We start from the raw sequence: 15,161 nt of genomic DNA, 5'->3' as shown, positions 1-15,161 counted from the left end.
CCTTTTTTCATCCAGAACGCAAGAATCTGCCCCTTGAAAGCGATGATCATGGGAGTCCGGCACGTCTGACGCTCCAAGAGGTAAGCCCATGATCACTTCGCTCCAAGGGGCCAGCTACCAGCCCAAGCTAAACCCCACCCCGGCGCCGCAGCCCGCTCGCCCCGTCGCTGCAACACCCGGCATGGCGGCTGATCAGCTCACGCTCTCGAACCAGAGCATGCGCTCGACCCGCACCCCGCAGCCCGCCCACAACGGGGGCTGGGACGACTTGACGAACCTCGTGCCCGTCATGGTCTTCTCGCCGATCGCAAGCGTAGTGGCCGCAGGCCTCGGCTTCCTCGTGGCTGGCCCGGTCGGAGCCGCCATCGGGGCGGCCGCAGGCGGTTCGGCTCCCGGCACCCTGCTCGGACTCAAGCAGCTCGCCCACCATTTCACCCACCGCGCCAAGGGCGAGGAGACCGGCGACAACTTCAACCTCAAGCTTGCAGGCAAGCTGCTCATCACCCCGGGCACGACCATGCTCGGCGCCGGGCTGGGCTTCATGGTGGGCGGTCCCATCGGCGCCACTGTGGGCGCGGTGATCGGCACCGCAGGTCTGATGTTCGCAGGGGTCGTGAAGCGGCTCTTCGAGAAGCAAGCCGCCTGATCCCCCTCCTGGCTATTGGATGCGGCGGATGCGGCTGTTGTTGGCATCCAACAGGTAGAGCCCATTACCTGCCTGGTTGACCAGGATCTGGGTCGTCCACTCCACCGAAGAGCCGATGGCCGAGACGTTGTCGACAAACGCCGCCCCGCCTGCGAGGGTCGTGATGACGTTCAGCGTGTCGACGCGCCGGATCTTGTAGCCCTCGGCGATGTAGAGCGTCCCGTAACTGTCCAGCGCGATGCTCGACGGGTAGTAGAGGCCGGCCGTCGTCGCGGGCCCCCCGTCTCCGCCGCCGCCCGCACCTGCAATCGTGCTGATGATGCCGCCGCTGACCTTCCGGATCCGATGGTTCCACATATCCGCGATGAGCAGCTCCCCGCTCGGCGTCACCGCGAGCCCATGGGGCTGATACAGGTTCGCGCTGGTCGCAGGCCCCCCGTCGCCGAGCGTGGCTCCGCCTCCCGCGAAGGTCGTGATGACATTCCCCGAGGTGATCTTCCGAACACGTGCCGCCCCGGGCTCCGAGACATAGAGGTTGCCCGATGAGTCAATGGCGAGCCCCACCGGCCCGCTCAGCTGAGCGGCGGTCGCCGCCCCGCCATCCCCCAGGGTGGCGCCGCCGCCGGCGACGGTCGTGATGATGCCGCTCGCCAGGTCGATTTTGCGAACGCGATGGTTGTCCGAGTCGGCCACGTAGAGGGCGGTCGCACCATTCAACACAAGCGCATGCGGGTTGTTGAGCCTCGCGCTCGTCGCCGGCCCAGCGTCCCCAGAAAAGCCTGCGTTGCCATCCCCTGCAATCGTGGTGATGACGCCAGCAGCGGTGATCTTTCGGATGCAATGCTGGCTGGAATCCGCCATGTACAGGTTGCCCGAGGCGTCCAAAGCAAGGCCGGCAGGCGCGCCGAACTGGGCATCGCTCGCCGCCGCCCCGTCCCCGCTGATCAGGGCGCCGTTGCCGGCGAACGTCGAGATGATCCCCCCGCTGACCTTGCGAATGCGATGGTTCTCGTTGTCCGCGATGTAGAGATTCCCTGTAGGGTCGAACGCGATCGCTTTCGGGTAGCGGAGCGTCGCGCTCGTCGCAGCGCCGCCATCCCCGCCGAAGGCGGCCCCCCCGTTGCCTACGACCGTGGTGATGACGCCGCCACTGACCTTCCGAATGCGACCGTTGTAATAGTCCGTGATGTAGAGGTTCCCCGAGGCATCGAACGCAAGCCCCCGCGGGCTATCGAGACGGGCGCTCGTAGCGCTGCCGCTGTCCCCCGAAAAGCCCCGATTGCCGTCCCCCGCCACGGTGCTGATGGTGCCCGAAGTGTCCACCTTGCGCACCCGATGGTTGTCGGTATCGGCGATGTAGAGGTTGCCCGAGGCGTCCAGGGCGATGTAGCGTGGGGGCGAAATCGCCACGCTCGTCGCCACTCCCTCGCCCGAGTAAGCCGAGGCACCGTTGCCTGCGACGGTCGTGATGAGCCCCCCGCTGACCTTGCGGACCCGGAAGTTGCTGGAATCAGCGATGTAGAGGGTGCCCGAAGCGTCCAGCACGACGCCTTCGGGGCTATCCAGCTTGGCGCTCAGGGGCGAGCCGTTGTCACCGGAAAAGCCCCAGTTGCCGTTCCCCGCCACGGTGGTGATGGTCCCGGCGCTGACCTTGCGAATGCGATGATTGAGCCGATCCGCGATGTAGAGGTTCCCCGAGGCGTCCAGGGCAACGCCGTGCGGACTGTTGAGGCGGGCGCTGGTGGCGGGTCCGCCGTCGCCCGAGTAGCCGGGGTACTCGCCCCCCGCCATGCGGGTGAAGGCGCCCCCGGGGCTTACCCGGTAGACGGCGTTCCGGATGCTGAGATACACGTTGCCCGCCGCATCGCACGCGACGTGGCTGGGAGTGCGCAGGCTCCAGAGCGTCGCGAGGGTGCCGTCGGTCGGGGCGTTCCGGCCGGCGATGGTCTGGATGAGAGCGCTTGAGGCAATTCCGTTGAAGACGCCAAAGCTCGCTGCGCTCGTCGCGGATTGACCATTGGCCGTGACCGCAACGGGTCCCGTGCCGGTCGTCATCGCTGAGCCGAGCTGGACGGTCAAGCTGTTCGGAGCGGCCGCCAGAAGCGTCACAGCTTGGTTGTTAATCTTGACCGAAATCGCCCCGGCGACGGTTCCGAACCCCGAGCCCGAAATGGTGACCTGGGTCCCGGGCGTGCCCGCGGTGGGCACGAAGCTCGAGATGACCACCGGCACCGTGAAACTCGTCGCGCTCTGCTTCGCGTTGCCGCTGACGACGACGGTGATGGCGCCGCTCGTCGCGTTGCTCGGCACGACGGTGGTCAAGCGGGTCGCGGTCGCAGCCGTAACGGTCGCAGGGATGCTTCCGAAGAAGACCCGGTTGTTCGCGAGCGCGCTCGGATCGAAGCCCGAGCCGTCAATGGTGACCACGGTCCCGGCGGAACCGCTGGTCGGCGCAAAGCTCGAGAGCACGACGTCGACCGAGAAGAGCGGCCCGAGGTAGATCGCATTCCCCACCTGAACGCTGGTCGGCCCCGACGTGGCCCCGGGCGGCACCGCCGTGCTCAGGCTGGTGATGGTCGCGCTCGTCACGGTCGCGGGCGTCCCGTTGAACCTGACGACGTTGTTGGAAGCGGTGGTTCGAAAGCCCGTCCCCTTCACGGTGACGGGCGTCCCCACCCCGCCGGTGCCAGGGGTGAAAACGGTGACCATCAGGTCCGGCTGGCCCTGGTTCGCCGCCACCCAGGCGTTTACCCCGTTATCCAGCACCACGGAGGCCATGGGATCGCGATCCGCAACGAGCGCCTGGTTCACGATCGTCCGGATCGCGTCGCAATCCGACGCGGAGAGGCCCGGAACGGGCACGTAGACGCTCGGCGAGCCTATCTGGACCGCCCCGATGAGCGAGGCGAAGTCGAACGGGGCGGGGTTGCCGTTGCGCAAGGCGCTGCCGATGGAAAGAGCGGTGGTCGTCTCGTCGAGGAGGATCTCGTCGCGGGTCATGGTCGCCCACTTGCCGTTCACGTACTTCGCGAGGGTGCGGACCCTGACCAGGGGCAGGCTCGGCGAGTTGTCGCGCAAGCCCTTGGAAGCCTCCAGGTAGTACACGGTGCCCGGATCGGGCTTGAAAGCGCTCCGGAAGGTCAGGATGAAGCGTCCCGCGCTATCGGTGACCGTGGTGGCGATGGTCTGATTGGTCCCCGTGCTGATGAGCGAGACCGTGGCACCGGCCGCCACCTCCTCCAGGGTCGCCTGGGGGCGCAGTGCGCGAGGGAAAGCGACCTTCCCCGTCAACTCGCGCACGGCCTCCGCCTCGACCTGGGTCTTTTCCGGCCCGCTCGGCATCGGCGCGACCGAGGAAGACGGCAAGCGGCAAGCCGCCAGCATCAGGGCGAGGGCGAGAACGAATGGCAGACGCATCAGGTGCATGGGGAGCCTCTTTCCAGTCGAGCGCAAGGCTCAATACACTTTCCGGATGCGGCCCGCTTGCCCATCGGCGATGTACAAGGATCCGGCCGAGTCGACCGCGAGGCCCACGGGAAAGAACTGAGCACTGGTCGCAAGGCCCCCGTCGCCGGTGGGCCCCGGAGCTCCGCTCCCTGCCACCGTCGTGATGGTGCCGCTGCTGAGCTTGCGGATCCGGTAGTTGCTGGTGTCGGCGATGTAGAGGGTCCCCAGCGGGTCCACGGCCACCGAGTAGGGCGTAAGGACCTGGGCGCTGGTGCCGGGCCCGCCGTCGCCGAGCGTGCTACCGCCGCCCGCCACGGTGGTGATGATGCCGGTGCTCACCTTCCGAATGCGCGAATGGCTGGTGTCGGCGATGTAGAGATTGCCCACCGCATCCAGCGCGACCCCGTACGGTGAATTGAGCTTGGCGCTGGTGGCGGGCCCCTCGTCGCCGAGGATGCTGCCACCGCCTGCGACGGTGGTGATGATCCCGCCGCTCACCTTGCGAATCCGGTGCTGACCGGTATCAGCGACGTAGAGACTGCCCGAAGCGTCCACTGCCAGGCCTGCGGGCATGGCGAGCTTCGCGTTGATCGCGGGCCCATCATCGCCAAGGGTGCCCCCGCCGCCCGCGACCGTGGTGATGATGCCGGTGGTCACCTTCCGAACCTTGTTGCCGTACGCTTCCGAGATGTAGAGGCTGCCGTCCGGCCCCAGGGCGACCCCGAAGGGGCCGTTGAGCAACGCTTCGGTAGCCGGTCCGCCGTCTCCCGTGGCGCTCCCGCCGCCGGCCACGGTGGTCACGATGCCTTCGCGGATCATGCGGACGCGGTTGTTCTGAAGCTCGGCGACATAGACCGTGCCCTGCGGGTCGACCGCCACGCTGTAGGGAGCTGAGAAGAGGGCGGCGGTCGCAGGCCCTCCATCGCCCGCGAACGAGGCAAAGCCGTTGCCGGCAGCCGTCGTGATGGTCCCAGCGACCACCTTGCGGATCCGCTTTCTGTTCGAATCGACCAGGTAGAGCGTCCCAGTGGCATCCAGCGCGATCCCATGCGGACTGCTGAGCTGGGCGCCGGTCGCGGGCCCTCCATCGTCGCTGGCGCTGCCTCCGCCGGCGACGGTGGTGATGATCCCGCCGCTGACCTTGCGGATCCGGCTGTTGTTGGTATCAGCCACGTAGAACGCGCCCGCCGCATCGACCTCGATGGCCTGGGGGAAGGCCAACTGCGCGCCGGTGGCGGGCCCGCCGTCCCCGAGACCGCTCCCGCCGCCAGCGACGGTGGTGATGACGCCGGAGCTGATCTTGCGGATTCGGTTGTTGTAGGTGTCGGCGACATAGATCGCCCCCGTCGCATCGACGGCCACGCCGAAGGGGTAGCCGAGCACCGCGTTCGCGGGTGGTCCTCCGTCGCCGGTGGCGCCAAAGTTACCGTTGCCTGCGATCGTGGAAATGATCCCGTCGCTGACCTTCCGGATCCGGCTGTTGTTGGTGTCGGCGATGTAGAGCGTCCCCTCGGCATCCAGGGCGATCCCGTTCGGGTTGCTGAGCAGGGCGGCGGTCGCGGGCCCTCCGTCCCCGAAACCGCTCCCCCCGCCTGCGACGGTGGTGATGAGCCCGCCACTGACCTTGCGAATCCGATTGTGGCCGGTATCGGCGATATAAAGCGCGCCGGCGGCATCGAGGGCCAGGCCCTTCGGATTATTGAGCAGGGCGTTGGTGGCAGGGCCTCCGTCTCCCAGGGTGGCGCCGCCACCGGCCACCAGCGAAAGCGTCCCGCTCGTCGTGACCTTCCAGACCCTGGCGTTCCCGATGAAGTAGAAGTTGCCCGCAGCATCGCAGGCCATCTTCCCGTCAAGCGGCGGCAGGCTCCAGTCCAGGGCCTTGACCCCAGGCGGCGGCGCCAAGGGGCTCGAGCCGGCGATCGTCTGGATCACCGCGTTGGCACGCAGGGCGGCTCCCACCAGGAACGAGGCCGCAGTCGTGCCTCGCTGGCCCTTGACCATCACCGAGACAGGCCCAGACGTCGCCCCCACGGGGACCTGGACCTGCAGGCTCGTCGGGGTGGCGCTGACGACCGTCGCCGCGACGCCGTTGAAGGTGACGAGGTTATCGGCCGGCGTGCTGCTGAAGCCCGCACCCGTGAGCACCACGGTTTGCCCGGGCCCCCCTGAGGCCGGCGCGAAGCTCGCGACGCTGACGGGCACCGTGAAGTTACCGTCGATCGTTTGCGCATTGCCGTTGACCGAGACGGCGATCGGGCCGCTCACCGCAGCCGTCGGCACGGTGGCGGTGAGGCTCGTCGCCGTCGCCGAAGTGACGGTCGCCGCCACCCCGCTGAAGGTCACCGCATTGTTGGCGAGAATCCCCGTGTCGAAGCCCGTGCCGGTGATGGTCACGACAGTCCCGGCGCTGCCGCTCGTGGGGATGAAGGAAGCAGGACGCACCTCGACCGAAAAGATCGGGCCCAGTTGCAGCCGCGCGCCCACTTGCACGCTGGTCTGTCCCGAGGTGGCACCGGCGGGCACGGAGGTACGCATGCTCGTTGCGCTCGAAGCGACCACACCGGCCGGTGTCCCGTTGAACCTGAGCACGTTGTTGGAAGGGGTCGGGCTGAAGCCCGTGCCGGTGACCGTGACGTCCGTGTTGACGCTGCCGCTGCTCGGCGTGAGCGCCGAGACGAAGAGGCGCGCGTTGTTCTGGGTGGCCTCGACCCACTCATCGAGCTCGAGCGCAACCCCTGCCGTCGGATCCCGATCGAGGCCGAGGGCCTGCTCGACCAGCACCAGGATGGCCGTGCAGTCCGCCTCCGAGAGACCCGAGACCGGAGCGTAGCGACTCGGCAGGCCTGGGGTCACCGCTCCGATCAAGGTGGCGAAATCGAAGCGCGCCGGGTTGCCGTTGCGCAGGGCTGCGCCGATCGAGACGGCCGTCGTCACGGGATCCAGGACGATCCCGCCCCCGGGTGTCGCGTTGGTCAGGCTGGTCCAGCCACCGGAAAACTTGACGAGGGTCCTGACGCGCGCGGCGTTGTTGCCGGGCAGGTTGCCCCCCAGGCCCTTGGAGGCCTCCAGGTAGTAGAGCGCGGTGCGTTCGGGCTTGAACTTGCTCCCGAAGCTGAGCACGAAGCGCCCCTTCTCGTCCGTCACGCTCGTCGCGTCCGTCTGGTTGGTCCCCGTGTTGATGAGCGAGACGGTCGCTCCGACCGCCACGTCCTCCAGGTCGGCCTGGGTGCCATACCCGCGCGAAAAGGCGATTCGGCCCGAGAGAGGGGGCACGCTATTCGTGGTGGCGGAAGTCTCGCCGTTGCCGCCGAGTGCGCGCGGCGCCGCGACCGGAAAAAAGCAAGCAGTCTGAGCGACGAGACAGAGCACGATCAGGCAAACGCGCAGAAAGCGCGTGTGCAAGGCGACGATGAGCCTTCTAGCCGCTGAGGCGCTCATTTCGTACCAAACCTCGCTCATTCAGGCAGCAAAAAGCGCGTTACCGCGCCTTCTTCCAACCGCATTCCACATTCCAGGAACATAGCCAATCAAATCAAAACAACCGCTTAACACGGGCAGTTATTCGGTAATTAAGCATGTACCCGAGCATATTATCCACAACACTATGCGATTAAAAGAAGGGGGCTAACCCCCTAAGAATAAGAGAAATCGACCATAGATCCGCCACTAATCCAGGAATTAAGCCAAACATCTCAGATGTCGGACACTATCCCCACTAAATACAAGAACATCAAATATAAGGTTTTATTCCGCATCAGAAGCAAAGCGGGCGTTGATCCCCTTCTTGGGATCAACGCCCGCTTTGCGTCTAGTTGCTGTTCGGGTCCGTTACTTCTTGCTCGCCTGGATCCAGGCGTCGACGCGCTTCTCGAGAACGTCCAGCGGCAGGGCTCCCTGGCGCAGGATCACGTCGTGGAACTCGCGGATATCAAACTTGCTGCCGAGCTTGGCGCTTGCCCGTGCCCGCAGCTCCTGGATCTTCAGCTCGCCCACCTTGTACGAAAGGGCCTGGCCGGGCTTGCCCAGGTAGCGGTCCACCTCGTTGGTCGCTTCGAGCTCGGTCTTGGCCGCGTTTTCGAGGAAGAACTTGATGGCCTTCTGGCGATCCCAGCCTTCGTGGTGCAGGCCGGTGTCGAGCACCAGGCGCAGGGCGCGGCGCATCTCCATGTTCAGCTTGCCGAACCGGACGTAGGGATCCTCGAAAAGGCCCAGCTCGTGACCGAGCGACTCGGAGTACAGCCCCCAGCCCTCGATGAAGGCCGTGTAACCGCCGTAGCGGCGGAACGCGGGCAGCTCGCTCTGCTCCTGAGCCAGCGCAATCTGGAGGTGGTGGCCCGGCACGGTCTCGTGGAGGGCGAGCGGGGTCATCTCGTAGGTGGGACGCTCTTCCGAGCGGTACAGGTTCACGTAAAAGGTACCGGGGCGCGAGCCGTCGGCGGCCGGTCCCATGTAGTAGGCCGCGCTCGAGTTGGGCGCAAGCTCGGCCGGCACCGCCTCGACCGCGTACGGGGCACGCGGCAGGTTCTTGAAGAGCTTGGGCAAGAGCGGGTCGATCCGGCGCGAGAGGGCGCGGTACTCCATCAGGAGCGCGTCCGCGTCGGCGCGGAAGTACTGCTTCTGATCCTTGAGATGGGCGAAGAAGGCGTTCAGGGTGCCCTTGAAGCCGACCTGGGCCATGACCCCTTCCATCTCGCGCCGGATGCGGGCGACCTCGGAGAGCCCCAGGCGATGGATGGCCGAGGGGGACAGCTCGGTGCTGGTGTAGTAGCGCGCGTAGAAGGCGTAAAGCTTCTCGCCGTTCGGAAGGTTGCGCAGGCCCACCTTCTCGGGACTCGCGGGCAGGTACTCGCCCGAGAAGTAGACGTCGAACGCGTGGAAGGCGGGGATGACCTGGGCCGTGATGGCCTCGCGCGCCTGGGCGCGCAGGCGCTCCTGCTCGGCGGCGGGGATGCCCGCGGCCATCTTGGCGAAGGGCTTGTAGAAGGGGCTGTCCTCAGGGTTGGCGGGCATCTGGAGCTTGAGCTGGGAGGGAATCCGGCTCAGGATCGCCCGGGGCGGCAGGAGGCCCGCTGCCTTGCCTTCGCGCATCAGGGCAAGGGTTTGGTCCATGTACCGCGGGAAGGTGCGCATCCGGGCGATCCAGTCCTCGTAGTCCTTGACCGTCTCGAAGCGCAGGAAGTCCACCACGTCGTGGGCGATGTGGATGCCTTCCTTGTGGCTCAGCGGCATCCGATCCGCGCCGAGGGCCGCCTCTTCGGCGAGCAGCGAAATCTCGCGCTGGAAGAGGTCGTAGTTGAGCTGGTCGTCGCTCGAAAGCTTGCTGCGGTCGATGGCCGAGAGGCGCTTGAGCGTGTCCGCGTAGTGGCGCGCGCGGCCGGTCCTGGCCGCCGGGCTCAGGTCCCGCCAGCGATCGTTGAAGCGGTAATCACCGAGCGACGAGGCCCAGAGCGGATCCTGAGCCATGGCGTAGTCCCACTCGGATGCGAACAGGCGATGAAGGGCGTTCTCGCGCTGAGCGACCTGCATGGCCGAAACGGGCGAAGGGGCCTGGATGGCCCCAAGGCCCAGGAGGCCCGCCAGCAGAAACTTGGAGATCCTCACGTGATGCAATCCTTTCGTCGATGAATGGCACGTTCGTTTCATTATGCCCCGACGAGCACCGAGGCAAGCACGGACATACGGTGGAACTTACGGACGTCGAAGGCCTTGGCGTGGCGGTATCCTCTGCAGAATGAGGCACCTCATTGAGCGCGCGCCGTTCGATGGGTACGCTCAGCGTATTTGCACCAGCCAATACCCGGGAGATCGTTTGATATGGCCCTGCCTATCGGTTCCTTATTCCTCGGTCCCGCCGCCGAGAACGCGGACATCCTCGAAAGCTTCATGCTCGAAGCCCTGCGCGACCACGTCTTCTGGCGCCGCAACTTCCACCCGGAGGACGCGCCGAGCATTCGCCAGAGCGATCGCGGCACCCCCGCCTTCGACGACTCGCTGATCCGCCTGCGCCAGGAGCTCTACTCCCTCTTGTCGCGGCTCAAGCAGGGCGCTCCCCTCTTCAGCCCGCGCTACCTGGCGCACATGACGAGCGACGTGACGATGGCCTCGCTGGTCGGCTACTTCGCCGCCATGCTGTACAACCCCAACAACGTCTCGGGCGAGGCCTCGCCGGTCACCACCCAGCTGGAGCTGGACGTCGGGCGCCAGCTCGGCAATCTGGTGGGCTACGGCTCCGACACCTGGGGGCACCTGGCCTCCGGCGGCTCCGTCGCCAACCTGGAAGCGCTCTGGGCCGTTCGCGCCGTGAAGTACTTCCCGGCCGCCGCGTGGCTCGTCGTCAACGAGCTGGGGATCGAGGGCCCGGCGGTCGTCCTCGCCAACGGCCAGGAGGCCCGCCTGGGGCAGCTGACCCCATGGCAGCTGATGAACCTCAGGACGTCGAGCATCCTGGATTTGCGCGACGCGCTCGCGCAAGACCCGGAGGCGGCGGCCCTGCTCGAAGCCACCGTGATCGGAAACCAGGGTTACCTGCAGTTCCACCGCCACTTCGAGACGGCCTACGGCGCTCCCTTGCCCGCCCCGGTCATGCTGGTGCCGGGCACCAAGCACTACTCCTGGGTCAAGACCGCCAACCTCCTGGGGCTCGGGCAGGGACAACTGCTCGAATTGCCGCTGGACGAGGCCTACCGCATCGACCCGGCGGGGCTGGGAGCGGTGCTCGACGACCTGAGCAAGCGGCAGGTGCCCGTCCTCGCCCTGATCTCGGTGCTGGGCTCGACCGAGACCGGCTCGGTGGATGCGCTCGACCGGCTCCTTGCCGTGCGCGCGATCGCCGAAGAGCAGGGCCTGCACTGCTACTGCCACATCGACGGGGCCTACGGCGGCTACGCCGCGGCCATGTTCCGCAGCCCGCAGGGCGAATGGGTGGACGAGGGCGACACTCCTGAGCTGTTCGCGAGCTTCAAGGCCCTCGAAGAGACCGACTCCATCACCATCGACCCCCACAAGCTGGGCTACATCCCCTACCCGGCCGGCGCGGTGGTGTTCCGGGATTCGCGGATCCGCGAGTTCCTCTCGGTCAGCGCCCCCTACGTCTTCCACGAGACGCCCGTCACCTCGCCGACGACCATCGGCAAGTACATCCTCGAAGGCTCGAAGCCGGGGGCCGCGGCCGCGGCCGTCTGGCTCAGCCACCGGGTCCTGCCCCTCGACACCACCGGTTACGGCAGCTTGATCAGCAAGAGCGTGGAATGCGCCCACCAGCTCTACGAGGGCCTGAGGGCCTTCGAGTCCCGGCACGGCTACCGGATCGTGCCACTCAACGCCCCCGACCTGAACGTCGTCACCTTCCTCGCGTTGCCGCCCGAGGCGTGCTCGGGCGCCGAGCTGAACCGCTTCAACGAGGCGCTCTACAAGCGCTTCGCCATCGACATCGAGCGCCGGGTGTTCAGCCACGAGTTCGTCCTCTCCAAGACGGACCTCGGCATCAACGCCTATCGCCATGGCCTCGAAGCAAGGCTCGGCAGCGACCTGGTCGCCGCGCTCGCGCCGGAGGGCAGCGTCACCGTGCTGCGCACCACCATCATGAACCCCTTCTCGGCCGAGGCCATGGCCGACGGGTCGTTCCTCGCGCGGTTCCTGGCCGAGTTCGAGAGCGCGATGATCGATCTCTGGCCCTCGCTCGTTTCGGACGCCCGGCAAGCCGTGGCGGACTGAGGCCAAACGCTCGAAGCCCCGCCCAGATGGGCGGGGCTTCGAGCGTTTGCGGGTCTCAGGCCAGGCCGACGCTCCGCGTGATGTTCTGCACGTACTTCTGCGTCTCGGCGAAGGGGGGGATCCCGCCGTACTTCTGCACGTTGCCGGGGCCGGCATTGTAGGCGGCGAGCGCCTTGGGCACGTCGTTGCCGAAGGCCTTGAGCTGCTGCATGAGGTAGGTGACCCCGCCGCGCACGTTGTCCTTGGGGTCGTTCGGGTTGACCCCGAGGCCCTGGGCGGTCGCGGGCATCAGCTGCATGAGGCCGGTCGCGCCGACCGGCGAGCGCGCGCCCTGGTTGCCGCCCGATTCCTGTTTGATGACCCCCAAGACCAGGGTCATCATCTTCTCCATCTCGGAGGCGGGGATGCCCAGCTCTTCGAGTAGCTTGCGCATCCACTCCTGGTCGATGCCGTACTTGGCGAGCTGATCCCACAGGCCGTCGAGCCCGCCCGCGCTGATGCCGCCGAGGTTGCCGCTGAAACCGGGCGAGCCCACGGCGCCGCCACTCGACACACCACCTGAGCTGCTTGCGCCGCCACCGCTTGAGGGCAGATCCAGGGTGCTCGCGATGCCGCCGCCCGTCGAGGCGCCGCGCGAGTCGCCCGCCGGGTTGTAGCCACCCTCGGGCGCGTGGGCGGTGACCTTCTCGGCGCCTTCCAGGTAGGCGACAGGGTCGAGGACCTCGCCGTCGGGCGATCCCTTGCGGACCTCGAAGTGAAGGTGCGGGCCCGTGGAGCGGCCGGTGCTGCCGACGGCCCCGATCACGTCCCCGGCCTGCACGTCCTGGCCCTCCGTGACGTTGATCTTGCTCTGGTGCGCGTACTTGGTGAAGGTCCCGTCGTCGTGCTTGAGCACGACCAGGTTGCCGTAGCCGCCCTGCTCACCGGCGAAGACCACCTTGCCCGGTTTGGCCGCCTGGATGGGCGTGCCCTGGGGGACCGCCACGTCGAGGCCGAGGTGGGACTCGCCCCCGCGCCCGCTGAACGGGTTGGCGCGGTGCCCCTGGTGCGAGGTGATGTGCTGCCGCCAGTTGGGGACCGGATCAGCGATCGCAGGGCGCTGCTTGGCCTGCTGCCAGGCGAACGAGCCGGTATGGTTGAGTTGGCGAATGGTCATGGCTACCTCCTGGAGACGAACGCGCTCAGGGAGTTATCCACGCATCCAGCCGCTCGCTTCTTAATACCCTGTTTGGAGTTTGTTTTTCTTTCGTTAAATCAACCCTCAGCGATCGCCCTCGCGGCGCTGGAAGCGCTGCTTGAGCTCCTGGAGCCTGGCGAGCTCCTTGGGCAGGCGTTGCTTCAAGCCTTCGAGGGGCAGGCGCGAAAGCACCTCCTCGCCGAGCCTGCGCACGGCATCCAGCCGCCCGTCTGCGATCTCGCCGAGGTTGCGCTTGACGATCGCAAGCAGGTCCTCCTCGACGTCGGGCTCCTCGGCAGGCGCAAGCGGCACGGTGCGAAGGCCGGGCGCCTTGCCCAGGGGCTTGGTCTCGGGCTGCTGGGTGGGGGGCGGCTCGAAGCCCTCGAACGGCGCAAGCTCGGTGGGCGTCGCGTCGGGGGCAAGAGTGGCCAGGCGGCGCTCCAGGCGCTTGACGGCCGCTCGCGCGCGCTCGCCCCACTGGGGATCGCTCACGAGGGCGCGATAGAGCGCGAGTGCCGCCTCGTACTGCTCGAGCTCCTCGTTGAGCGAGGCCGCCTCTAGCGTCTCCTCGTCCAGGGAAGGCTCCAGGCGCAGGGCGAACTCGTAGGCCCTGAGGGCTTGAAGCTTCTCGCCGATCGCCCGGTACGCCCGGCCCATGGCGCCGAAGCACCAGGCATCCGCATGGCCCTTCTCCGCGAGCCAGCAGAGCTCGACCAGGGCCTGGCGATGGTCCCCGAGCTTGAGGAAGATGGCCGCTTGCAAGCGCCGGGTGCGGTCGTAATCGGGCTTGAGTCCTTGCAGCACGTGGAGCTGGGTGAGCGCCCGCTTGAAGTCCCCTGCCTCGGTGCAGAGCTGCGCGAGCTGGTAACGCGCGAGCAGGGCCTTGGGATCGTTCACGAGCGCCTGCTCGTAGGCCCGCATGGCCTCATGAGAGCGATCCAGCTGGTAAAGGGCCGTCCCGAGGCGGATGAAAGCGTCGGTGTGACGCGGATCGAGCAGGACGGCCCGGCGCAGCGCCTTCTCGGCGCCGTCCCACTGGCCGAGGTGCTCCCAGCACATCCCGAGGCGATAGTAGGCCTGGGCGGTCTCTTTCTCGGCGATGACGGTCTTCAGGAGGCGCACCGCCTCCAGGTGCTCGCCACGGCCGCAACGGATACTCGCCCGCAAGAGCGTGGCACGGCGATCGGTTCGCCCCGCGAGCAGGGCTTCCGCCTGCACATCGTCTCCTGCTTCGAGCGCTGCCTTCGCTTCGAGGAGCACGGCGTCTTGTTGGGCCACGGGCAATCCCTTCCTCAGTCGTTCAGGCCATCATACCCACGGGCGAATGGAGCGTCAAAAGCCACTTATGAGGCATCTCATTGAGGGGGTGCGATCGCGAGGATATGCTGGCCTCGACCAGGGCCAACCTACGGCCCTCACGCGCCGCCTCACGGAAGGAGACCCCGCATGACTCCCACTCTCGAAACCCCCGTCGGCCAGATCGTGACGGCCCACCCCCTCCTGGCGAAAGTCTTCGAAACGCACGGCATCGATTACTGCTGCGGCGGCAAGCTCAGCGTCCAGGCCGTCTGCGCCAGGAAAGGGCTGGACGCCCAGGCCTTGCTCGATGAGATCCAGGCGGCCATGGACCAGGCCGTCCCCCCCGAGCTCGACTGGGCCGACACCCCGCTCGACACGCTCGTCGAGCACCTCGTCGAGACGCACCACGCCTACCTGCACGAGGCGATGCCGCGCCTGGCGGCGCTCTCGCTCAAGGTCGCGAACGTCCACGGCGATCGCCACCCGGAGCTCGTCGAGCTGAACCAGGTCTACCAGGCTTTCCATGCCGAAATGGCCGAGCACCTGGTGAAAGAGGAGCAGATCCTCTTCCCGGCGCTCATTCGGCTGGCTCACGGGGACGCGGGCTTCCCCGTCCAGCATCCCATCCGGGCGATGGAAGCCGAGCACGACGGCGCCGGCCACGACCTTGAGCGCATGCGCGAGCTGAGCGGCGGGTTCACGGCCCCCGACGATGCCTGCAACTCCTACCGCGCGCTCTTCGCGGGGCTCGCCGAGCTCGAAAGCGACACCTTCACCCACATCCACAAGGAGAACAACATCCTCTTCCCCCGGGCGCTCGCGAGGCTCGAAGCCCTGAAGGCATAACGCACGCTTCGGCGCGAACCTGCTATGCTCACG

At 67.1% G+C, this 15,161-nt stretch carries 8 protein-coding genes and 1 pseudogene; 3 read left to right on the top strand and 6 right to left on the bottom strand.

The genetic code is table 11. The features are described 5' to 3' along the window. Positions 1-88 precede the first annotated feature (88 nt). Positions 89-646 carry a hypothetical protein gene (locus tag J7643_07810; protein MBO9540479.1) on the top strand — a complete coding sequence of 186 codons (558 nt, stop codon included), beginning with the start codon at positions 89-91 and terminating at the stop codon, positions 644-646. 12 nt (positions 647-658) lie between these two features. On the opposite strand, the gene J7643_07805 is transcribed toward J7643_07810, so the two are convergent. The 3 genes from J7643_07805 to J7643_07795 form a co-directional block, all read right to left on the bottom strand. After that, positions 659-4,072 carry an IPT/TIG domain-containing protein gene (locus J7643_07805; GenBank protein ID MBO9540478.1) on the bottom strand — a complete coding sequence of 1,138 codons (3,414 nt, stop codon included), beginning with the start codon at positions 4,070-4,072 and terminating at the stop codon, positions 659-661. Between the two features lie 30 nt (positions 4,073-4,102). After that, positions 4,103-7,495 carry an IPT/TIG domain-containing protein gene (locus J7643_07800; protein ID MBO9540477.1) on the bottom strand — a complete coding sequence of 1,131 codons (3,393 nt, stop codon included), beginning with the start codon at positions 7,493-7,495 and terminating at the stop codon, positions 4,103-4,105. A 426-nt stretch (positions 7,496-7,921) separates the two neighbouring features. Next, positions 7,922-9,619 carry a DUF885 domain-containing protein gene (locus J7643_07795; protein ID MBO9540476.1) on the bottom strand — a complete coding sequence of 566 codons (1,698 nt, stop codon included), beginning with the start codon at positions 9,617-9,619 and terminating at the stop codon, positions 7,922-7,924. A gap of 288 nt (positions 9,620-9,907) precedes the next feature. On the opposite strand from J7643_07795, the gene J7643_07790 reads away from it, so the two are divergent. Then, positions 9,908-11,806 carry a hypothetical protein gene (locus tag J7643_07790; protein MBO9540475.1) on the top strand — a complete coding sequence of 633 codons (1,899 nt, stop codon included), beginning with the start codon at positions 9,908-9,910 and terminating at the stop codon, positions 11,804-11,806. A 55-nt stretch (positions 11,807-11,861) separates the two neighbouring features. Here J7643_07790 and J7643_07785 read toward each other — a convergent pair whose 3' ends face one another. From J7643_07785 to J7643_07775, 3 genes and pseudogenes are all read right to left on the bottom strand, one after another. Then, entirely contained in the window at positions 11,862-12,239 is a 378-nt protein-coding gene (locus J7643_07785) for a lytic transglycosylase domain-containing protein (GenBank protein ID MBO9540474.1), read from the bottom strand. Positions 12,240-12,554: 315 nt separating this feature from the next. Further along, a pseudogene (locus J7643_07780) lies at positions 12,555-12,962 on the bottom strand (M23 family metallopeptidase). Positions 12,963-13,067: 105 nt separating this feature from the next. Then, positions 13,068-14,261, bottom strand: coding sequence for a tetratricopeptide repeat protein (locus tag J7643_07775; GenBank protein MBO9540473.1), 1,194 nt, complete (start codon positions 14,259-14,261; stop codon positions 13,068-13,070). Between the two features lie 168 nt (positions 14,262-14,429). Here J7643_07775 and ric point away from each other — a divergent pair, with 168 nt between their 5' ends. Next, on the top strand, positions 14,430-15,128 hold the full coding sequence (ric, locus tag J7643_07770; GenBank protein MBO9540472.1) for an iron-sulfur cluster repair di-iron protein: 699 nt from the start codon (positions 14,430-14,432) through the stop codon (positions 15,126-15,128). The last annotated feature ends 33 nt before the right edge of the window (positions 15,129-15,161 follow it).

This window comes from bacterium (assembly GCA_017744355.1).
Lineage (GTDB): Bacteria > Cyanobacteriota > Sericytochromatia > S15B-MN24 > UBA4093 > JAGIBK01.
This window is presented reverse-complemented; position numbering and strand designations above follow the sequence as displayed.